We start from the raw sequence: 19965 nt of genomic DNA on the forward strand, positions 1-19965 counted from the left end.
GCAACATGACTGAAACCATCAAACCGCCATCCGTTGCACACCCGCGCGCGACCTGGATCGATCCCGTATCCGGAAAAATCCTGCCCTTCAAACCACTGATGCAGGAAATGGCGACCAAGTCCGTCGTCATGCTGGGAGAAACACACGATATCGCCGAAATCCATCGCTGGCAATTGCATGTGGCGGCAACGCTTTATGCGTTGCGTCCGAACATGATGATGGGTTTTGAAATGTTTCCGCGCCGCCTTCAACCCGTTCTCGACGAATGGGTAGATGGCCGGCTCGATACGGAAACATTTCTCAAGAAATCCGAATGGCTCGATGTGTGGGGATTCCCGTCCGAAATTTACCTGCCACTCTTCCACTTCTGTCGCCAGCAGAAAATCAGGATGCTGGCCCTGAATTGTTACCGTGAACTGGTTTCCCGTGTCGGAAAACGGGGATGGAATGCCATTCCCGAAGCCGAACGGGATGGCCTGACCCCTGCCGCCCCAGCCACCCGGGCATACTATGCCCATCTGGCCAGTTACGGCAATCATCGGAAACCGGACAGTACACCGGCTTCCGACCGCGAACGTTTCATGCGCGCCATGCAAACCTGGGACAGGGCATTTGCCTGCAATATGGTTCATGCTCTCCATGAAATACCATCGATCGCGCCCAAACCGATCGTCATCGGCATTATCGGTCGCGGCCATCTTGAATACGGTCACGGGACACCTTATCAACTGGCCGATCTCGGCATCACCGACACAGCCGTATTGCTGACTTCGGACAAACCGGAATGGCAGCCGGAACCCGACCGGAAAATGGCTGATGCCATTTTCCGGATCGACATGCCGGAACCCCGCGCAACAAGGATCGCCATGCCTGAAAACCGTGAAAGCAAAAAAGCACAAAATGAATAACACATTAAAACGCATTGCTGCCCTGGCCTCCCTCTGCATCAGGGGGCCGGGAGGCAAAACCGGTATCCTTTACTGCTTCATTGTACTGGCCCTGAATCTGGTTGAAATCCAGCTTGCTCTCAAGATGATCACCTGGAACAGGGACTTCTACAGCGCACTGGAAAAATACGACGCACGGGCCGCCTTATGGCAAATCGGGATTTTCGGTCTTATCACACTGGCCAGCGCCTCGCAATTTCTGATTGCCTCCTATATCCGGCAACTCGTCCAGATCCGCTGGAGAACCACACTGACCGGGGCTTCACTGGATCGCTGGTTCTCCAACAAAGCCTACTGGCACCTGAATACGGACGAAAACTCACCACTTGACAATCCCGACCAGAGAATATCGGAAGATTGCCGGATCTTCGTTGACCGGCTGACTGGAAAAGGTCTTGACCTCTTCACCGGCCTTGTCGGCCTGACGACCTATTCTGCCCTGTTGTGGAAACTGTCGGCCTTCCCAATCGCTTTCACCCTATTCGGAACGGAAATCGTTATCGAGCACTACCTGGTCTGGGCAGCGCCCATATACGTTCTGATTTCCAGCGGGCTGACCCACTGGATGGGAGCACCGCTCATGAAGCTGAATGTCATCCAGCAACACCGGGAAGCCGATATGCGTTTCGCACTGGCCCGCCTGCGTGAATCCAAGGAAGCGGTCGCGCTGGAAAACGGCGAAAAAGCGGAACGTGAAATTATCGACAGGCGCTACAAACGTATCCTCGCAAACTGGCGTCACCGTATCAACCGTGAATTCATCCTCGGCATATTCACCCGACCGTATTACATGACCGTTCTGCGCATTCCGCTGTTTCTGGCATTTCCCGCTTACCTGATGGGTTACGTTGCACTGGGAGGATTGATGCAGCTCGGTTCAGCGTTCACCCGTCTGGTAACCACCCTGTCGTGGTTCATTTTTTCCTACAAGGAGCTGGCCGAACTGTCCGCCACCGCCAACCGTCTGGCCTCCTTCATGAATCAGGCGGAAACCATCGGCAAACAGCCCAGGCCTCTCGTGGAATTTACTTCGCCAGACAACAAATTCCACATCCGCGACCTGACCGTCCGCAATCCTTCCGGACAGAACCTGCTTCATATTCCCGAACTGATCGTCAAACCCGGTGATGCCATCTGGATTGACGGGCCATCCGGCATTGGCAAGTCGACACTGCTGAAAGCACTCTCGGGAATCTGGCCGCACTGTGACGGACAAGTGGCATTACCTTCCGGAAAAACGCTCTTTTTGCCCCAGAAAGCCTATTTGCCACTCGGCAGTCTGGCCGAATGCGTCGCCTATCCAGACAAGCCCGACAATCCGGAACGCATCCGCCAGTTGCTGAAAAACGTCGGGCTGACCTGCCCCCGCCATGACGCCCAGCTCGAACAGGCCGGAGAATTAGGCAGCGATTACCGGTTATCCGGCGGCGAACAGCAACGGCTCATGATCGCCCGAATTCTGGCAACACGACCCGAATGGGTCTTTCTGGACGAGGCAACCAGTTCGCTGGACGCACAGGCGGAAGAACAACTCTATCGCCTGCTGCGGACGTCCCTTCCGGATACGGGTTTCATCGTTATTGCCCATCGCGAACCGAAAGGGCTTGGCGAATACCGCCGTATCGACCTCTGGGACAAACCTTGTCACCCGAGGCAGGATGAGCTGGCTGTTGTCGCAGCCTGAAAAATGAATCGCCGGCAAAAACCGGATTTTCAAACCGGATTTCATTATTTATGTAACACTTTATGCAAACAGAGCTTTTCAATTCATTCCGGCATCCGGTCAGCCTTGGCCTGCTTTTTCCCGACTGCTGTTTCCAAAACATGATGCCATATCGTTCCAGTCAACACAGGCATTCCTGCAAAAGAACCGGTACGGCAACTGTGACGAAACAAAAAATCTCGCGGAAATAACCGGGTTACTCTGTTTTTTCATTCCATAAAAGACTATCAGTGTTCCCCAAAATACCAACCGGAAGCCGGCACATTCAATCCGGCAGCCGTCCCCCGCTGACCCGTTCAATTCCGGCGAGATCTTTCCAGCTCTGAACCTGCAAATACTTTTTATCCACCAGTTTTTTTCTGACAGCGCCGGATTGATTGTAACCATGTTCCATCAGCAGTTCCCCCCCTTTTTTGAGATAGGCAGGCGCCTGATCAATCAGAATATCCATTGCCGACAGGCCATCTGTGTAGTCAGTCAGTGCCGATAGCGGTTCAAACCGCAAATCCCCTTTTCGCAAATGTTCATCAGCGGAATGAATGTAAGGCGGATTGGAAACAATCAGATCGAAACGGCTGCCGGGCTCCAGTGCCTCATACCAGTTGCCCTGCCGGAACCGGACAGACTGGCCGTTTTTCAGACACGAAGCCGCATTTTTCCGCGCGATATCCAGAGCCTTTCCGGAAATATCCGTCGCCCACACTTGTGCATCAGGCCGCATGGCGGCAATCGCAACGGCAATTGCCCCCGATCCCGTTCCCAAGTCCACTACCCTGCCGCCTTCCGGCAAACGCGCCAGCGCCAGATCGACCAGCAACTCCGTTTCAGGGCGGGGAATCAGCACATCCGGCGTAACGGCAAACGGCAAACCATAGAACTCACGAATACCGGTAATATAAGCGACCGGTTCGCCACGCAAGCGCCTTGCAAGCACATCCGATACAGCATTCGCTTCCGCATCCGTCAACACATGGTCGGAATGCGTAATCAGCTTGACCCGCGAAAAACCGAGCGCATGTTCCAGAAGAATCCGCAATTCCGGCGGCTCCAGCGGGACAAGAGAAAAAAGCGAGCGGATTGTCATGCCTGCCCGGACAACCGGCGTCCCATCTCCCCCGTTTTCAGACAAGGCGCATTTCCTGTTCCGTTTATCCACGACGCATCATTCTGAAAAAAACCACAGCAAAGATGAAAAACCAGACCAGCGACCACTGGGGAGGCGTCAGGCCGAAAATCGGGTCGAGAATGTCTCCGCAAAGACTGTCGGAGTGAAAAAGAAGCGGCATCCATCTCGCCGGCCACAGGCTGTTGATCGCCGCTTCCAGAGGATCCCGGCCACACTGGATGGCAGGATGCGCGATAATCCACAACTGCCAGATGACCAGTCCGATTCCTGCCAGAGAACACAGAAACGCCCCGAAAGCGAAAGCGCGTATTTTTTTCGTGAACAGTCCCAACGCACAGCACATCCCGACAGCTATAAACGCATAGCGCTGCAAGACGCACAGCGGGCATGGCAAGACCTTCCAGACAAGCTGGAGATAAAGGGCAAAGAGGATAAAGCCGGTACAAAGCAGCAAAACGGCAATCAGGAAATGACGGGATTTCATAAGAGACTTATACAACCCGGCGACACATCAGGCAACGGCCTCATCCGTTTTTCCGGAAAAAATGTTTCATTCGCTTGATTCCGGACAAATTCAGACACTTTCTCCCAGTTCCGCCAGCAACCCGGCCCGGTGTTCCGCAACCAGCGCACTGACCAGCTCATCCATATCGCCGTCCATGATGAATTCAAGCTTGTACAGCGTCAGATTGATACGATGGTCCGTCACGCGTCCCTGGGGATAATTGTAGGTCCGGATACGCTCGCTTCTGTCGCCTGAACCGATCAGGCTTTTGCGGGTAGCCGCTTCTTTCGCCTGCTGCTCCTGCATCTGCCTGTCCTTGATGCGTGCGGCCAGAACCTGCATGGCCTGCGCCTTGTTCTTGTGCTGGCTCCGGTCATCCTGGCATTCGACGACAATGCCGGTGGGCAGATGCGTAATACGGACAGCCGAATCCGTTTTGTTGATATGCTGGCCACCCGCACCCGAAGCCCGGAACGTATCGACACGGATATCGGCCGGATTGATATGCACATCGCTGACATCGTCCGCTTCCGGCATCACGGCAACCGTACAGGCAGACGTATGGATTCTTCCCTGCGTCTCCGTCACCGGCACCCGTTGCACCCGGTGCCCGCCCGATTCGAACTTCAATCTGGAATAAACGTCTTTTCCCACCAGCCGGACAATGACTTCCCGGTAACCGCCGAGCTCCGACATCGAAGCCGATACAATTTCGGCTTTCCAGCGATTCTTTTCGGCAAAACGCGTATACATCCGGAGCAGATCGCCGGCAAAAAGCGCCGATTCGTCTCCCCCCGTTCCGGCCCGGATTTCCAGATAGATATTCTTGCCGTCATCGGGATCTTTCGGCAACAGCATGAGCTGCAACTCCTCCTCAATCCCGGCTATTTTCTTTTCGGCCCCGTCGATTTCCTGCTGGGCGAATTCCTTCATTTCCGGGTCGGCCAGCATTTCTCTTGCCGTATCGATATCCTGCCGAACCTGACTGAAATCCCGGTACAAGGCCACGACAGGCGCCAGCTCGGCATGCTCGCGATTCAGTTTGCGATAATTTTCCTGATCGGATACCACCTCAGGCTGCATCAGCAATTCATCGATTTCCGCAAGCCGATCAGACAGATGCTCCAGTTTCGCCAGCATTGAGGGTTTCATGGTCATGCAAAAAATGATTTCAAGAGTGCATCGGTAAAACAGACATTATAACGTGAACGGGACATTCTTTATATCCCCGCTCATGGCAAGCCCGTCACCCCTGAACAAGGCAATAGCCATAGCCGTAAACCTGCTGCAAAACGTAACCGTTTCCTTCCGTCAGGCCGAGTTTGTTCCGCACCCTGGACACATGGGTATCGACCGTTCTGCCCGATTCGTTTTCACTGGAAGACCAGATGGTTTCCCGGATCGTCAATCTCGACAAAGGCTGCCCGATATGTTCAAAAAAAAGCCGCGCGAGATTGAATTCCTTGACCGTCAGGACGATTTCTTTTCCGGCAAAAAGCGCCCTGTTCGGAAACCGCGAAAAAACATAGGGGCCGTTCACCAGCACACTGGCGTCATAGTCATCCGGATAAGCCTGCCGGACAAGCAGACTGACCCGTGTCACCAGCTCACGGGGACGAATGGGCAAACAGATATAATCCTGCATTCCGATCCGTCTTGACGACGCGATCGCATCCCTTTTTTCCGCATCAGCCGCAACAAGTACCGGCAATGGCCCGGCAAACTCGTAAAGCTGGCCGATCCAGACCGGTCTCACTTCATCGGAAATGCCGGCTCCCGTTATCAGCACCCCCTTCGAACCGGGATGATGCAACAGGAAATCGGAAAAAACTTTCTGTGACGCGAACTTTTCACAGTCAAACCCTGCCATAGTCAACGGCCTCTCAAGTCTCGAGGCAGACGGAATATCGGCATCAGCCACAAAAATTTTCATGAAAAACAGGGGAAAAATAACATATTTGGGAAAAAAGAAACGGACATGACACCCGATTTTTGCCGGCAAACTTATCAAACCCGTCAATCGGCGTTAAAATTGACATAAAATAATCTATCTCTTCTTCTTTTGTACTCATATTCTCACAAAGTTATATGATGCAAAAGAAATTTTTATTTCAGCCATTCCCACTCACCTTTTTCCCGTCAGACACCACAAAACGGGAAATGACAGAAACAAGGACATAAATTGGAAAACAAACTCGCAAATTTCACGGGAAAAATCATTTTCATCGGTTTCGGCAGTATTGCAAAAGGAGTTCTCCCGTTATTTTTGCGGCATTTACCGGTTACACCGGATCGAATAAGGATCGTCGCCGCCGATCCGGACAACGAACAAATCGCCAGCCACTACGGCATACCGTACCAGCAAATCAGTCTGACGGAAGAGAATTACCGTACCGTTTTAGAACCGCTTCTCGAAAAGGGCGACTTCATGGTCAATCTCTCCGTTTTCGTGTCCAGCCTGGCCCTGATGGAGCTTTGCCGTGAAAAGGGCGTGCTCTATATCGACACCTCCATCGAACCCTGGGAAGGCGGCTATACCGATACTACGTCATCCGCGTCCGACCGCTCCAACTACGCCTTGCGCGAAGCGGCACTCGAATTCGGCCGCAAACATCCGGGAGGCCCGACCGCAATAGTCTGTCAGGGCGCCAATCCGGGCATGGTTTCCGGCTTCCTAAAACAGGCCCTTTTAAACGTCGCCAAAGACAACGGCATGAACGTCAAACCGGCGACACGCGAAGAATGGGCGCTTCTGGCACAGCAGTTGAACATCAGGGCGATCCATGTCGCCGAACGCGATACCCAGACGACTCCCGTCCGAAAAAAACGCAACGAATTCGTCAACACCTGGTCGATAGACGGCTTCATCGGCGAAGGACTCCAGCCTGCCGAACTCGGCTGGGGCACCCACGAAAAGCACTGGCCAGACGATGCCGGCACCCACTCATTCGGGTGCAAGGCGGCCATTTACCTTAACCAACCGGGCGCAGCGACGCAGGTTCGCAGCTGGACGCCTATGGAAGGCCCTTATCACGGTTTCCTGATCACCCATTCCGAATCGATATCCATAGCCGACTACCTGACCGTTCGAGAAAATGGAGAAGTCGTTTACCGGCCGACCGTGCATTACGCCTACCACCCCAGTGACGACGCCGTGCTTTCCGTCCATGAACTGACCGGCAAAAACTGGCAGGAACAGCCGGTAAAACGGCTCATGCGCGACGAAATCGAGGAAGGAGTAGATGAACTTGGTGTCCTCCTGATGGGCAACGCCAAAGGCGTTTACTGGTACGGTTCCCATCTGGGCATTGATGAGGCCCGCAAAAGCGCCCCCTACAACAACGCCACCACCCTGCAAGTCGCTGCCGGTGTGCTTGCCGGCGTCATCTGGGCGATCAGAAACCCCGAACTGGGCGTTATCGAACCGGACGATATCGATCATGAAACCATGATAGCCGTCGCACAGCCTTATCTGGGAGAAATCATCGGTTCCTACGGCCAATGGACGCCGCTGGAAAACCGCAACTGGCCTTTCGAGGAAGATATCGACCCGGACGATCCTTTCCAGTTCAAAAACATCCGCGTCAACTGAACCGGTTGAAAACCGATAAAGCCGTCACTTTCCGCATAAAAGTGACGGCTTTGATTTCCGGGACATCCGTCAGACTGCAATCTTGTGCTTTCTGCCGCCTGTTTCGTAAAAACCTTCCGCCCTGAAAAAAGCCAGCGCGTTATCCAGGACGAAAAAAGCGGACATCGTCAATTGCAGCCGCCGGCACTTGCTGGAACGGACAAACCGTTTGGCTTCCCCGACAAGCGTGTGACCGATCTGCCTGCGCCGGTAATCGCGCCGGACATAGAGTTTGTCGAGAATGGCATAAGGCTCTTCACGCAGCTGGACCGGCATCGGAAAAACCGTACAAAATCCAAGAGGATGGGCCTTTGGAGAACGGGCCATAAAAACGGCATAATCCGGCATATCCAGAAACCCGGACAGTTTTTCCTCCATCCTCGTCCTGTCGGGAACGAATTCCCGTTTGCCCGCATACAAAGCGATTTCTTCCAGAAACTCGCACGTCAACACCACCAGATCGCGCAAATCGCTCCTGTCCGCCCTTTGGACAACGACACTCATATTTCCCGCGACTATTTCCAGTTGCAACCGCCGCTATACGCCGCCTGGGTCTGGAATGGCCGGGCCGTCGCGATTCTCTGATCGTTATCCTTGCGCTTGACATAGGCAAGCTGGTTGTCCTTGTCTTCCGCAATCATGTACTCGACACCGGGCTGAAGCTCCGCCTCGATCTTGTAACATTTCAAATCCTCGGGCATGACAATATGACCACCCTGGATATTCATGGCGCCAATCACATGCTTTCCGGCCGTCACCACATACACGACATTGTCGTAAGGATTGGGCGTATCCGCAAGATCGATATGTTTTCCGTCCAGACTGCGGAAAAACAGCGAACCTTCCTGAAGAATCGCGGTCTTCGAAGGATCATGCAAGGGCGCGCCATTGATGGCAATCTGCCGCGGTCTGGAACAGGCCGCCAGCAAGGCCAACGACAGCAAAACAAAGACTTTACAGTAACTTCGCATAATTCATCCATTAATGGGAACGCACGGTTTTCCGGAAAAGCTTCCAGAGACCGCCAAGAATAATCGGAATAATCGCGGCGCCCACCCCCAAAAGCACAATCGTATTCAGATGATCCCGGATAATGGGAATATTGCCGAAGAAATACCCTCCCAGCACCAGACCGACCACCCAGACTACAGCGCCCACAACATTGTAAATCTGGAATTTTATCAGATTCATTTCGGTCACACCGGCGACAAAAGGCGCGAAAGTCCGCACCAGCGGCAAAAAACGGCACATCGTGATCGTTTTTCCACCGTGCTTTTCAAAAAACACATGCGTGTGATGAAGCGCTTTCTTGTCGATCCAGCGATAGTCTTTCGTGAAAACAGCGCGTCCGATTTTCCGGCCGATCCAGTAATTGAGATTGTCTCCCGTCACGGCGGCAATAATCAGAAGCGCCATCAGCAATTCCACATTCATTGCGCCGGTCGCACAAAACGCTCCGGCAATGAAAAGAAGCGAATCGCCCGGCAGGAAAGGCGCGACCACCAGACCCGTCTCACAAAAAACAATGGCAAACAGCACGACATAAACCCAGGTGCCATATTGGGAAATAATCGAACCGAGCGCTTTATCAACGTGCAAAATCACGTCGAGTAATTGCATAAAATCCATGACGACTCAAAATACAAAAACAGGTCTAGCGAGTATAAAAGAAAAAACACTTTAAAAAGCCAAAGTCACCTGGTTTGGCGTTTTTCTTCAGACGATAAAACAAAAACCGCTCATTCCAATGCGGATGAACAGAGGCAACTACGATTTTTGCCAATCCGTTCATCCCCCATTTTACTCTTTTCCGGCAGCCTGTTTCCGCCTTCCTCATCACCATACGATATAATGATATGTTATGGAACAATAAACTGCTATGGAAACCCAGTCCCTCCAACCCGTTTCATCGCAAACCCGAACCATCCAGCTGCTGTCCGATACCCTTATCTCGCAGATTGCGGCAGGTGAAGTCGTCGAACGTCCATCCGCTGTCGTCAAGGAACTGCTGGAAAACGCGGTCGATGCCGGCGCGACCCAAATCGACATCCGGCTGGAAAACGGAGGCATCAAGCGCATTGCCGTCAGCGACAACGGCTGCGGTATTGCTCCTGACCAGCTTCAGCTGGCATTGACGCGGCATGCCACCTCCAAAATTGCCAGTCTGAACGATCTCGAAAATGTCTCCACACTGGGGTTCCGTGGCGAAGCGCTGGCCTCCATTGCCTCCGTTGCCGAGGTAACGCTGCAATCGAGAACATCCGAACAACCCCACGCCTGGCAAATCCGGGGAAACGATCCTTCAAAAACCCTGACCCCCTGTTCTGGCGTTAAGGGAACTGCCGTTGACGTTCACGAGTTGTACGCCAACACACCGGCACGGCGCAAATTTCTCAAATCGGAACAAACCGAATACGGCCATTGCGCCGAGATCGTACGACGCATCGCCCTCGCCCGGCCCGGCATCCGGTTCACCTTGATGCACAATGGAAAAGTCACGGCCCAATACCAGGCCGATAACTTGTCCCAGCGTTGCAACCAGATTCTGGGCGAAGCGTTTTCCCAATCCCTGCTTCCTGTCGATCTGGCCGCCGGCGAAGACAGCGACAGGCTTTCATTAACCGGTTTCATCGGATTGCCGACCGCTTCCAGAACACGCGGAGACATGCAGTATTTTTACGTCAATGGCCGTTTCGTCCGCGACCGGCTGCTGACCCATGCCGTCAGAGCCGCTTATGAAGACGTTCTCCACGGCAATCGCTATCCTGTTTACCTCCTTTACCTGAAACTGGAACCCTCCCGCGTCGATGTCAATGTCCACCCGGCCAAAATCGAAGTCCGGTTCCGCGACAGTCGCGCGATCCACCAATTCATTTATCACTCCATCAGCCGGATACTGGCGCGCCCTATGGAACCCGAACCGGAAACGACCGGAGAAGAGCGCCCTTCTTCCATAAGGTCACCGTCTCCCCCTCGCGGCCCTGTTTCATGGAGAAGCGCCCCACCTCCGGCCGCTTACCGCATCGAACAGAAAACGGAATCGTACGGCGCCCTCTTCAGGGACACCTTACGCCAGACAGAAGAAAAACGGCCTCTTCAAATACAAAACCCGGACATTCCCTCCGGCACAGCGCCCGCGCTTGCTGAAACCGGCAGCCAGAAATCCGGAGAAATTGACGATTTTCCGCTCGGTTTTGCGCTGGCGCAATTGCATGACATCTACATCCTTGCCCAAAACAGGAAAGGCCTTGTCCTGGTAGACATGCATGCCGCCCACGAACGGATCGTTTATGAAAAACTCAAAACCGCTCTGGACGAAAAAACGCTGGAAACCCAGTCGCTCCTGATCCCGCTCACACTGAAAGTCGGCGAAGTCGAAGCCGGCACCGCCCTTGAAAATCGCGAAACGCTACTGGAACTGGGATTCGACATTTCTGCCCTGTCGCCCGAAACCATCGCCATCCGGACAGTTCCTGTCCTGTTGAAACAGGCCGATATCGCCACTGCCATCCGCCATGTCCTGCGCGATCTTCACGAATACGGGACTTCCAGCGTCACCCGTGAAAAAAGAAACGAACTGCTGGCGACCGTCGCCTGCCACAACGCCGTCCGGGCCAACCGGACACTGACCATACCGGAAATGAACGCCCTCTTGCGCCAGATGGAAAAAACCGAACGCGCCGACCAGTGCAACCACGGCAGGCCAACCTGGACACAACTGGCACTCTCCGAACTCGATGCGCTTTTCATGCGCGGGCAGTAGTGCCTTTTCCGATTTTTTCTGCCGGGAAAGCAAGGAATACCGCTGATCCGACATACTACGGCATGGTTATTTCGCCTGAAAAATGGTGGGAAATATCCAGCGATCAACATTACCGGAGAAATACGCATACCCGTTTCGGTAACCCCGCATTTTCCATGTCCGGTATTCCGGAAAAAAGGCACAACCGGCTAGCGGAATCCGGTTATCTTTTCCCCTGTCTCCAACGAAGCCGGAAAAAACGCCTTTCAACCTTACGCCATACAGGAAAAACCGGTTTGGGCGTATCCCCGGATAACCCCATCCATCCGATTGACACAACAAACCGGAAAATTCTTTTCAAGACCCGAAAAAGCGCAAAAACATCCGCCCCGAAAGCCCGGGACAGCCTGTAAAATGAAACAACAGGAAAACCACACAACATTAAGCATTAAAACATATCAGCAAGAAAGGAAAACAGGAATGAACACCAAACTGGTCACCCTCACCCTGGCCGGACTCATCGCTTGTGGATCGGCCTTTGCCGGCGATTATGCGACCGCTCTGGGTGAATGTCTCTATAAAAACGCCACCTCTGAAGACAAAACCACCCTGACCCAATGGGCATTTGTCACTCTGGGCAAAACCAGTGCCGCCAAATCCATTGCCGCCATTCCGGCTGCGAAAACACAGGAAGTAGACCAGAAAACAAAAAGCCTTCTCGTAAGGCTGACGACTTCCACTTGCAGCAAGGAAGCCCTCCAGGTTGCCTTGCATGAACCGTCAACCGGCCTTCAGGACGCCGTCTCCTCAATGAGTTCCCAAATGATCCGCGACCAGATCAGGGCGCAGGCAAAAAACGTCCTCTCCAGCTCCCTGCTGTCCCCGAATACCGGAACGCAAACAAATCGGGGCAGCGATCTGTTAAAAAACCTGCTGAAAAAATAAGATTGTGCCATTTGTCGCTGTACCGGCTTTCTGCCATGCCCGTAGCCGATCGAGATAAAACCCTGTGTCCGGCATTAACCGAAACCGGTACCCTGGCCTCAACCCCATCGGAAACGTGAAAAAACCTATCCCTGCCTTCTCTGTAGATGAACAAGGCAAATCGTCTGCGATAATACAGACGCAACCGGACGGAGCCAGACAGCCCTGCTTGCGCACCCGGCATTAACCCCCAACAAATCGTTCACCTGACATCCCGATACCCTGAATAACTGACGCCATGAGGGAAACAAGCCAACCTGTCATCGCTATCATGGGCCCGACCGCCTCCGGAAAAACGGCGGCGGCCCTTGAAATCGCCCGCCATATCCCGTCCGAAATCGTCTCGGTCGATTCGGCTCTCGTTTACCGCGGGATGGATATCGGAACAGCCAAACCGACAAAAGAAGAACAGGCAGCGGTTCCCCACCATCTCATCGACATCATCGATCCGGCCGAAGCCTATTCCGCTGCCCGGTTCCGCAAAGAGGCTTTACAGCTTATATCGGAAATACAGCAACGCGGAAAACTACCCTTGCTGGCCGGCGGCACCATGCTTTACTTCAAAGCACTGACAGGCGGTCTCGATGAGCTGCCCCCAGCCAACCCGGCCATTCGGGCCAGACTGGACGAAGAAGCCGCCCGAACGGGATGGCCCGCCATGCATAAAAGACTGGCTGAACTGGACCCGATAACGGCCCGACGATTGAAACCGAACGATTCCCAACGCATCCAGCGTGCCCTGGAAATCATCGAACTGACAGGAAAACCGCTCTCAACATTCCACTCCGGCGAGAAACAAACCCGCCTCCCCTTTCGTCTCATCCCGATTGCGCTGGAACCTTCCGACCGGAGCAAACTGCATGAACGCATTGCACACCGGTTCGACCAAATGCTTGAAAACGACAGGCTGATTGAAGAAGTGGCCCACTTGCGCAGCCGCGACGACCTCCATCCGGGCATGCCCTCCATGCGCTGTGTCGGCTATCGCCAGACATGGCAATACCTCGATGGCGAATTCGACAGAAAGACCTTGCGGGACAAAGGCATTGCCGCCACCAGACAGCTTGCGAAACGGCAACTGACCTGGCTGCGTTCCATGCCTGACAGAATAACCATCGACTGTCTGGCGCCGGACGCCACTCGTCAGGTCATGGCCTGTATTGACAATTTGACACGGTAGAAAACGGGTACAGCAAACCCGCCTTTCCGAGAGAAAACCCTTTCGCCAACATGCCACATTCAGAAGAAAATCCGCTTGACAATTCGGGGCAAACCCCTCAGAATAGCAGGCTTCTTGGTGATATAGCTCAGCCGGTTAGAGCACAGCACTCATAATGCTGGGGTCGGTGGTTCAAGTCCACCTATCACCACCAAAAACAAATCGTTATAGCGGTTTTTGAATTATCAAAAAGCCTGCTATAATGCCAAGATTGGCCTGGTAGCTCAGTTGGTAGAGCAGAGGACTGAAAATCCTTGTGTCGGTGGTTCGATTCCGCCCCGGGCCACCATATACATGCCTCTCAATTATCCAGAATAATTGAGAGGTTGTTTTTATGGAAAATTCAACTATTCAGAAGCAGTTTTTCATTCGGTACAAAATACATAACCGTTTCATATACAGTCTCAGTGTAATGTCTGACAAACAATTTATAATTCGGATTTATGCTTAAAACAAGAAAAGGGATTCTCCAGAAATCGCTCACTGAATGATAAACGGAAACAGCAAGAGTTGGATTACATTTTTTTATAATGTTCATGCAACCAAGAATAGCTTCATATTCAGCTCCTTCTATATCCATTTTTATCAGGATATTTTCATCCTCCAAAATAACACTGTCTAATGCAACCAGTTCGATCCTCTGATCGCCCTCACTGGAAACTACTGAAATATCTTTATCAGCAACCAGATAAGCCGTATCATTTTTTAAAGAACATCCTTTATTGATAAGCTGTATATTCCTTTTATCCGCCAGATTAACTTTCGCCAGCCGGTAGTTATCGCTTTCAGGTTCAAAAAAATAAACTTTTTTGTAGGAAGGGCACCTCTTTATAAAACCAAGGGTTGTCATGCCATCGTATCCACCCACATCCACAAAGGTGGAATACCCTCAATAGCAAGAGGAAAATCGAAATACTGACCGCTCTCATTATTTTCAAAACCAACCAGATAACCTATATCATAGGTATTTTTAAAATATATCAGCTTACTGAATATCAGTTTTGAAAGATCATCTCCCAAAATAGAATATATGTAATCAAACTGAAGTTTATTATTAATATATTCATGCGAAAAATTTTCGTTTAGAAAAATTTTTGGCAAATCAAAAGCTGTATTACCAAAAAAAGCAAAATAGTCCAGAACGTACTTATACCCCACATTTCCAAGTTTTTCCAGAACTTTCATTGTTGCACCCCCCCGATGCAACGACTATCAAACTATCCTTATCTACCCATTCAGCTTTATATATTCTCTTTCCGAAAAAGAACTCTTCTTCACTGAAATCATCAATAGTTCCATCAACATTCAAGCACTTTAACAACGAGGAAGCATAAAAATTTCTTCCCATTATATATTTTGATTTTTTATTTTCTTCCAGAAATAATTCTATAAAGCATAAAATATCTCTTTTGTTATATATTCTATGGTATAATGTGATTCCGTGATTCCGTCATAATAGTATAATCCCTAAAAAATATTGCTCATGTATTCCGTATACCTTGAATACTTTTTACACTAGCTTACTTTTTCCCACTTACCCGATCTAGTTGAACGTGAAATGGCTTTCAAGAAATTCAATCCATCAATCGACTCTTCTACTCCGAAAACGTATTCATTTTTCACTTTTTTACCGGCAAGATAATTTTCCAGATCATTTGCTACATCATAATAATAATTTGAGAACGCTTCTATAAATCCTGCAGGATGCCCTACTTTAAAGCGTTGATAACGTTCCTGTGTCGCTACTTCCACATCCGGACTGCCTCTGTCAATAATATATCTGTTTCCTTTATTATCAGCATAAAACAAATATTCCGGCTTTTCCTGTATCCATTCCAGTGAACCATTACTTCCGAAAATACGAGCCTTCAAACCGTTTCGGTAACCCATTGCTGTTTTACCGTACCATACATGCCCCGTAACATCATCTTCAAATTTCACCAGCGAAGAAACATTGTCAATAACTTCATTAAAGTTTCCATAAGTTCTGGATAATGATGTTACTTCACATGCTTTCTTTCCGGTCAAAAACAATCCCATCATATGCAAATGAATACCTAAATCCAGAGAAACAGTAGGTATGTAATCATCATAAAGACGCCATTTCTGAGGAACAATAGGCTGTTTTTCGTTGGTAACTTTACCAAACCCTTCTTGCGGCATCTCCAACAGAATCTGCTGTATCTTTCCCAGTTTACCGCTCTGAATCATCTGCCTCATTTCTCTGATCATAGGGTAGCCTGTATAGTTATAAGTCACAGCCAAATAGCCACTCTGTTCACCCAATTTATCCTGGATCCGAATAGCGCTATCGACATCAGGCACCAATGCTTTTTCACAGATAATAGGTACTCCAGCCTCCACACATTGAAGGATATGAGGTAAATGTTGATCCTGGGGAGTCATAATAACAACCGCATCAACATTCCCTTTTTCCTTCCCGAGCAACTGTTCCACATCGCTATAGGCACGGTCAACTGAAATATTATATTTTTTCGCAGTCAATAAATTTTGCTGTGCATCTCGACTGAAAACACCAGCGACAAGCTCAAATCTCTCATCCATAGAAACAGCAACCTGATGGACCCTTCCAACAGCCGAATTAACTGCCCCCCCAATAAAAGCCAACTTTAATGGTTTTGTATGTGATTCCCCGTATCCCGCATTCCCGATCAATGAATCTTTCATTCTGCTCACTTTCACTCCATAGTATTAATAGTTATAAACTTGTCCATATGTGGTGTTGTCTGGAACAGAGAACTTCCCTCATCAAATTCCGAAAAAACTATAGCTAACTTATCAAATGGAGCGACGCCCAACATCATTCCACTATTTTTAAGCATTACGGTTTCCAGATTTTTTGCCGGCAAGTTATTTACAAAACTGAAATAGACTACTGGCTTTGAAACCGAAATAGTGTGCCTTCCATAGAATTTTTCTTTCTTTTTTGAATAAGGCTGATTCAACTCTTTACCAATAAATGGCCGTACATAGGCATCAAAATAGTCAAAACCTGTGGCACGTTCAATCAACTTGCCGTACAGGTCGCCGGGTGCCCGCCTCATGCACTCCACCAGCCATACATCTTTGCCATTTTTATCCAGTATAAATTGGATATGCAGCAACCCATCAACAATTTCCAGAGTCTCAACCAGTTTTTCAATGTTTTTCCTGACAAGATTTCTTGTACTTTCCGATATGTTGGAAGGATAATTCGAGCAATTAACCTGCCAAGGATAAACTGTACAAAACTCATCGACAAAAAAATCAGTAAACAACTTGCCGTCTTTTACAAATGCAGAGTGACTGTGTAAAGTTCCTTCCTTGAATTCTTCTATGACAATCGTATCAGTATCGGAAAAGGAAGCTGCAGTTTCCAATGATGACGTTAAATCTTTTTCATTCTCCACTTTACTGACGCCACGTCCCCCGGAAACATTAACAGGCTTGACAATAAGCGGATAATCCAAACCTATATTATCCCGGGGAAACTTAAGATTTAATCTGACAGATTTAGGAGCATCGATATTAAATTTTTCAGTAAAAGCCCGGAACTCATTCTTGGTATGAAGAATGGATACGTTTTCAGGATTGTCAAAACCGGGATAGCCTGCTATGTGAGCAACCTTTGCCGACGAAACATATGCGGAGTCATTACAGGTAGGTACTATGTATTCAAATTTTTCTTCCTGAACAAGTTTCAACAATTCATCTTCATCAGAATAGTCTATAAAAAACGATTTATCTGCATATTGATGGCATGGATCATTTTTTTCATTTCCACAAACAGCAACCTTAAAACCGTATTTTTTTAAAATAAAATAAATCGGAACCGCGCTGAAACTGCTGCCTACACACAGAACCCATCTCTCTGTATTCTTCATATCTCAATTTATTCTTTTCAAAAAATATAATATTTTTTATATTTGAATTTAAAAACCGTATTTTTAATCTTAATACACATGTATTTGTATTCCAGCGATCTCGTCTTATAAATTTCAAAAAAACCGAGACTAAGCAGCATTTTTTTATAATGCCTTTCGAGATACTGTATTGTGCGCTGGAAAAGTGCCTTGTGTTTTTCAGAAAGAAGAAGCTTGCATTCACACTGGTAAGTTCTTCGTGTCATGTCCTGCACTCTGGAAACATTCTTTATGGTGTTGGAAGCATGCCATCTATAATAAAAAGTGGTTTCCCGGATAAATTTCATCCTGGCATATTTTGACAATTGCAGCATCAGCCAGTAATCTTCCAAAGGCGCTTCAGTGTGGTATTGCCCTATAAGTTCGTATATGGCCTTCCTGACAAGATAACCATTAGGAATGTAATTACCCAACATAAGGGTTTCATAAGTTCCAAAAAGTTCACTGTCAAACGTAATGCCAGCACTGTTTACCCTTTCGAGATAGGATGAAAAGGATGTATATTCCGCAGTTTCCCTGTCATAAGTAATATTCCTGTTTTTATCCCAGTAACATATACATCCATCAGCATCAATTAACTTGTTTTCTCCCACCACAAGGGCATACTCTTTGTTTTCAGAAAGAAAATTATAAAAAAGCTCAATCGCTCTTTCATCAGCAACGTCATCAGAAGCAATTCCGAACGTGTATTCACCCGCTGATAGCGATATCAGCTCATTCATGGTTGTACAGGTCCCTTTGTTTTCCTGTTTTTTGAAAATAACTCTCAAAAACCGCTCTTCACAAACAGCGCGAAGATCATTTATCCTTTCCCAAGTTTTATCTTTTGAACCATCATCAATAACAATCAATTCCAGATTTTTATAAGTCTGTCTTATAATTGATCTTATGGTATCCTTAATATAATTTTCATGATTGTATGATGAAATTATAACGGATATTACCGGAGAATCAGGCATCATATCTTTCTAGGCATTCTTCAATCAAGTTAATCCCTACAAAATAACTGTTATGCATTTTTCTTGCATTTGCCTTACTGATAAGCTGACGACCGAGAACATAATACAGATCTATATTAAGAGCACAGGCGAAGTCAGTCCAGAATGAATAATCTGCTCCCTCATAATGACCGGCAAGCGTTATGAATTTGGTTTTCTTGTCAGCAAAAATCATATTGGCCAAAGCCGATCCGACTGGTGATACAACAACTTCTGCATTACGCATCAGATTTACCTGCTCCCTGAAATCCAACTCAGCAGGATTAACCACAAGAAAACCCTTTTTCCGAAGATAATGAACAATATCTTCCTGATTGATTAAGTTTCTGCTGTTGTATTGAATACCCGAACGAACGAAATTATCCCGGTACAGATATACCTTCCTGCTGCGCCAATTTTCGGGTTTGATAATCCTTAGTGCTTCGCGGTGAACAAGCTCCATCGCCTTCCCGGAAAGCCTGTAGGAATCGTTGACGTTATTGTATTCATCCCTCCTGAAGTCGGAAAAGATGAAGTGGGGAAATGAAACATATACCATATCTTCCACTTCCACCATTTCGGCCTCATTGACCAGAATAATTTCTTTATTTTTCGTATTGAATCTGATAACGATATCTATCAGTCTGTGCCCGATATATTCATCAATCAATATCGGAAAATCATCAAATTCCGGATACTGGTTTGAAATGATCAACCGTGATACGATGTTACACAGAAAATGGGAATAATTTCCGGAATCACCATCAAAAAGAACAATGCCCTTTTTTATTTTTCTACCGATTTTTCTTTGACGGAGCCTGCATTCCTGAAAACCTGGCAAAAACCGGACTCTCTTCATTTTCTCCAGCATTGAAATATGCTTGGCTGGATTAAAATTTCCCTGATGAATCATGTAGCCATCTTTAAAAATAGCTTCGCAGCGCCCGACAACCGAAACATTATTCAAGCGGTAAATTGCACATTCGGGACTTTCATATCTTATATCCACACAGATATCTTGAGATAATGGATAAAAAAAGGTATTGTCCTCATAAATCTTTCTCTGTTCTGCGTCAAGACAGACTTTACTGTCCAGAAGATTATTACGCGCGAAATCATCAATCGTAATAGCCCGGTAACGTTTTCTACGGGTATACCACAGTTTCAACTTGTCAGATAACTTCATAA

The 19965-nt window shown here is 48.8% G+C and carries 19 protein-coding genes and 2 tRNA genes; 8 read left to right on the forward strand and 13 right to left on the reverse strand.

Annotated elements, in window-relative coordinates; translation table 11 throughout:
• The first annotated feature begins 5 nt into the window (after positions 1–5).
• Both OFAG_RS09920 and OFAG_RS09925 read left to right on the forward strand, forming a co-directional pair.
• On the forward strand, positions 6–908 hold the full coding sequence (locus tag OFAG_RS09920; RefSeq protein WP_005876284.1) for a ChaN family lipoprotein: 903 nt from the start codon (positions 6–8) through the stop codon (positions 906–908).
• The gene (locus OFAG_RS09925; protein ID WP_005876282.1) at positions 901–2631 is read left to right on the forward strand and encodes an ABC transporter ATP-binding protein/permease; all 1731 of its coding nucleotides are present in this window, start codon (positions 901–903) and stop codon (positions 2629–2631) included. The genes OFAG_RS09920 and OFAG_RS09925 overlap by 8 nt, the downstream gene beginning before the upstream one ends.
• 304 nt (positions 2632–2935) lie before the next feature.
• Here the strand turns inward: OFAG_RS09925 and prmC are convergent, their stop codons facing one another.
• From prmC to OFAG_RS13015, 4 genes are all read right to left on the reverse strand, one after another.
• Entirely contained in the window at positions 2936–3799 is an 864-nt protein-coding gene (prmC, locus tag OFAG_RS09930; protein WP_005876280.1) for a peptide chain release factor N(5)-glutamine methyltransferase, read from the reverse strand.
• 19 nt (positions 3800–3818) lie between these two features.
• A complete protein-coding gene (locus OFAG_RS09935; protein ID WP_020995228.1) occupies positions 3819–4280 on the reverse strand; it encodes a disulfide bond formation protein B in 462 nt (153 codons plus the stop codon).
• Between the two features lie 90 nt (positions 4281–4370).
• Positions 4371–5453, reverse strand: coding sequence for a peptide chain release factor 1 (gene prfA, locus OFAG_RS09940; RefSeq protein ID WP_005876276.1), 1083 nt, complete (start codon positions 5451–5453; stop codon positions 4371–4373).
• Between the two features lie 94 nt (positions 5454–5547).
• Positions 5548–6222 carry a response regulator transcription factor gene (locus tag OFAG_RS13015; RefSeq protein ID WP_231371694.1) on the reverse strand — a complete coding sequence of 225 codons (675 nt, stop codon included), beginning with the start codon at positions 6220–6222 and terminating at the stop codon, positions 5548–5550.
• 261 nt (positions 6223–6483) lie between these two features.
• Between OFAG_RS13015 and OFAG_RS09950 the strand changes: the two genes are divergently transcribed.
• Positions 6484–7893, forward strand: a complete 1410-nt coding sequence (locus OFAG_RS09950) for a homospermidine synthase (RefSeq protein WP_005876273.1) — start codon at positions 6484–6486, stop codon at positions 7891–7893.
• 69 nt (positions 7894–7962) lie between these two features.
• Here the strand turns inward: OFAG_RS09950 and OFAG_RS09955 are convergent, their stop codons facing one another.
• The 3 genes from OFAG_RS09955 to OFAG_RS09965 are packed head-to-tail and all read right to left on the reverse strand — an operon-like array spanning position 7963 to position 9561.
• A complete protein-coding gene (locus OFAG_RS09955) occupies positions 7963–8436 on the reverse strand; it encodes a GNAT family N-acetyltransferase (RefSeq protein WP_005876271.1) in 474 nt (157 codons plus the stop codon).
• 11 nt (positions 8437–8447) lie between these two features.
• On the reverse strand, positions 8448–8903 hold the full coding sequence (locus tag OFAG_RS09960) for a hypothetical protein (protein ID WP_005876269.1): 456 nt from the start codon (positions 8901–8903) through the stop codon (positions 8448–8450).
• Positions 8904–8913: 10 nt separating this feature from the next.
• Positions 8914–9561 carry a VTT domain-containing protein gene (locus OFAG_RS09965; protein WP_005876268.1) on the reverse strand — a complete coding sequence of 216 codons (648 nt, stop codon included), beginning with the start codon at positions 9559–9561 and terminating at the stop codon, positions 8914–8916.
• Between the two features lie 250 nt (positions 9562–9811).
• Between OFAG_RS09965 and mutL the strand changes: the two genes are divergently transcribed.
• The 5 genes from mutL (at position 9812) to OFAG_RS10000 (ending at position 14166) form a co-directional block, all read left to right on the forward strand.
• Positions 9812–11695, forward strand: coding sequence for a DNA mismatch repair endonuclease MutL (mutL, locus tag OFAG_RS09975; protein WP_005876267.1), 1884 nt, complete (start codon positions 9812–9814; stop codon positions 11693–11695).
• A 459-nt stretch (positions 11696–12154) separates the two neighbouring features.
• A complete protein-coding gene (locus OFAG_RS09985; protein ID WP_005876266.1) occupies positions 12155–12619 on the forward strand; it encodes a hypothetical protein in 465 nt (154 codons plus the stop codon).
• A 277-nt stretch (positions 12620–12896) separates the two neighbouring features.
• Positions 12897–13838: a tRNA (adenosine(37)-N6)-dimethylallyltransferase MiaA gene (gene miaA / locus OFAG_RS09990; RefSeq protein ID WP_005876265.1), complete on the forward strand. Its 942-nt coding sequence runs from the start codon at positions 12897–12899 to the stop codon at positions 13836–13838.
• A 116-nt stretch (positions 13839–13954) separates the two neighbouring features.
• A tRNA-Met gene (locus OFAG_RS09995) sits at positions 13955–14031 on the forward strand.
• Between the two features lie 59 nt (positions 14032–14090).
• Positions 14091–14166 (forward strand) — tRNA-Phe (locus tag OFAG_RS10000).
• Positions 14167–14220: 54 nt separating this feature from the next.
• Here OFAG_RS10000 and OFAG_RS10005 read toward each other — a convergent pair.
• The 6 genes from OFAG_RS10005 to OFAG_RS10025 all read right to left on the reverse strand — a co-directional run bounded on the left by OFAG_RS10005 (position 14221) and on the right by OFAG_RS10025 (position 19963).
• Positions 14221–14727 (reverse strand): FkbM family methyltransferase, encoded by a 507-nt coding sequence (locus OFAG_RS10005; RefSeq protein ID WP_020995230.1) that lies wholly within the window; start codon positions 14725–14727, stop codon positions 14221–14223.
• Positions 14724–15062, reverse strand: a complete 339-nt coding sequence (locus OFAG_RS13020; RefSeq protein ID WP_005876263.1) for a hypothetical protein — start codon at positions 15060–15062, stop codon at positions 14724–14726. The genes OFAG_RS10005 and OFAG_RS13020 overlap by 4 nt, the downstream gene beginning before the upstream one ends.
• A 330-nt stretch (positions 15063–15392) precedes the next feature.
• Positions 15393–16565 (reverse strand): Gfo/Idh/MocA family protein, encoded by a 1173-nt coding sequence (locus OFAG_RS10010; protein WP_005876262.1) that lies wholly within the window; start codon positions 16563–16565, stop codon positions 15393–15395.
• Positions 16566–16576: 11 nt separating this feature from the next.
• The gene (locus OFAG_RS10015) at positions 16577–17761 is read right to left on the reverse strand and encodes an ATP-grasp domain-containing protein (RefSeq protein WP_005876260.1); all 1185 of its coding nucleotides are present in this window, start codon (positions 17759–17761) and stop codon (positions 16577–16579) included.
• A gap of 17 nt (positions 17762–17778) precedes the next feature.
• Complete coding sequence (locus tag OFAG_RS13025) at positions 17779–18762, reverse strand: glycosyltransferase family 2 protein (protein ID WP_020995232.1); 984 nt, start codon at positions 18760–18762, stop codon at positions 17779–17781.
• A complete protein-coding gene (locus tag OFAG_RS10025; RefSeq protein ID WP_020995233.1) occupies positions 18752–19963 on the reverse strand; it encodes a glycosyltransferase family 61 protein in 1212 nt (403 codons plus the stop codon). Before OFAG_RS10025 ends, OFAG_RS13025 begins: the two co-directional genes overlap by 11 nt.
• Positions 19964–19965 lie beyond the last annotated feature (2 nt).

The organism is Oxalobacter paraformigenes (genome assembly GCF_000158475.2).
GTDB lineage: Bacteria > Pseudomonadota > Gammaproteobacteria > Burkholderiales > Burkholderiaceae_D > Oxalobacter > Oxalobacter paraformigenes.

Coding starts and splice junctions, on each gene's coding strand:
- OFAG_RS09920 (WP_005876284.1), top strand. CDS start 6: ATGACTGAAACCATCAAACCGCCATCCGTTGCACACCCGCGCGCGACC.
- OFAG_RS09925 (WP_005876282.1), top strand. CDS start 901: ATGAATAACACATTAAAACGCATTGCTGCCCTGGCCTCCCTCTGCATC.
- OFAG_RS09935 (WP_020995228.1), bottom strand. CDS start 4,280: ATGAAATCCCGTCATTTCCTGATTGCCGTTTTGCTGCTTTGTACCGGC.
- prfA (WP_005876276.1), bottom strand. CDS start 5,453: ATGAAACCCTCAATGCTGGCGAAACTGGAGCATCTGTCTGATCGGCTT.
- OFAG_RS09955 (WP_005876271.1), bottom strand. CDS start 8,436: ATGAGTGTCGTTGTCCAAAGGGCGGACAGGAGCGATTTGCGCGATCTG.
- OFAG_RS09960 (WP_005876269.1), bottom strand. CDS start 8,903: ATGCGAAGTTACTGTAAAGTCTTTGTTTTGCTGTCGTTGGCCTTGCTG.
- OFAG_RS09965 (WP_005876268.1), bottom strand. CDS start 9,561: ATGGATTTTATGCAATTACTCGACGTGATTTTGCACGTTGATAAAGCG.
- mutL (WP_005876267.1), top strand. CDS start 9,812: ATGGAAACCCAGTCCCTCCAACCCGTTTCATCGCAAACCCGAACCATC.
- OFAG_RS09985 (WP_005876266.1), top strand. CDS start 12,155: ATGAACACCAAACTGGTCACCCTCACCCTGGCCGGACTCATCGCTTGT.
- miaA (WP_005876265.1), top strand. CDS start 12,897: ATGAGGGAAACAAGCCAACCTGTCATCGCTATCATGGGCCCGACCGCC.
- OFAG_RS10005 (WP_020995230.1), bottom strand. CDS start 14,727: ATGACAACCCTTGGTTTTATAAAGAGGTGCCCTTCCTACAAAAAAGTT.
- OFAG_RS13020 (WP_005876263.1), bottom strand. CDS start 15,062: ATGAAAGTTCTGGAAAAACTTGGAAATGTGGGGTATAAGTACGTTCTG.
- OFAG_RS10010 (WP_005876262.1), bottom strand. CDS start 16,565: ATGAAAGATTCATTGATCGGGAATGCGGGATACGGGGAATCACATACA.
- OFAG_RS10015 (WP_005876260.1), bottom strand. CDS start 17,761: ATGAAGAATACAGAGAGATGGGTTCTGTGTGTAGGCAGCAGTTTCAGC.
- OFAG_RS13025 (WP_020995232.1), bottom strand. CDS start 18,762: ATGATGCCTGATTCTCCGGTAATATCCGTTATAATTTCATCATACAAT.
- OFAG_RS10025 (WP_020995233.1), bottom strand. CDS start 19,963: ATGAAGTTATCTGACAAGTTGAAACTGTGGTATACCCGTAGAAAACGT.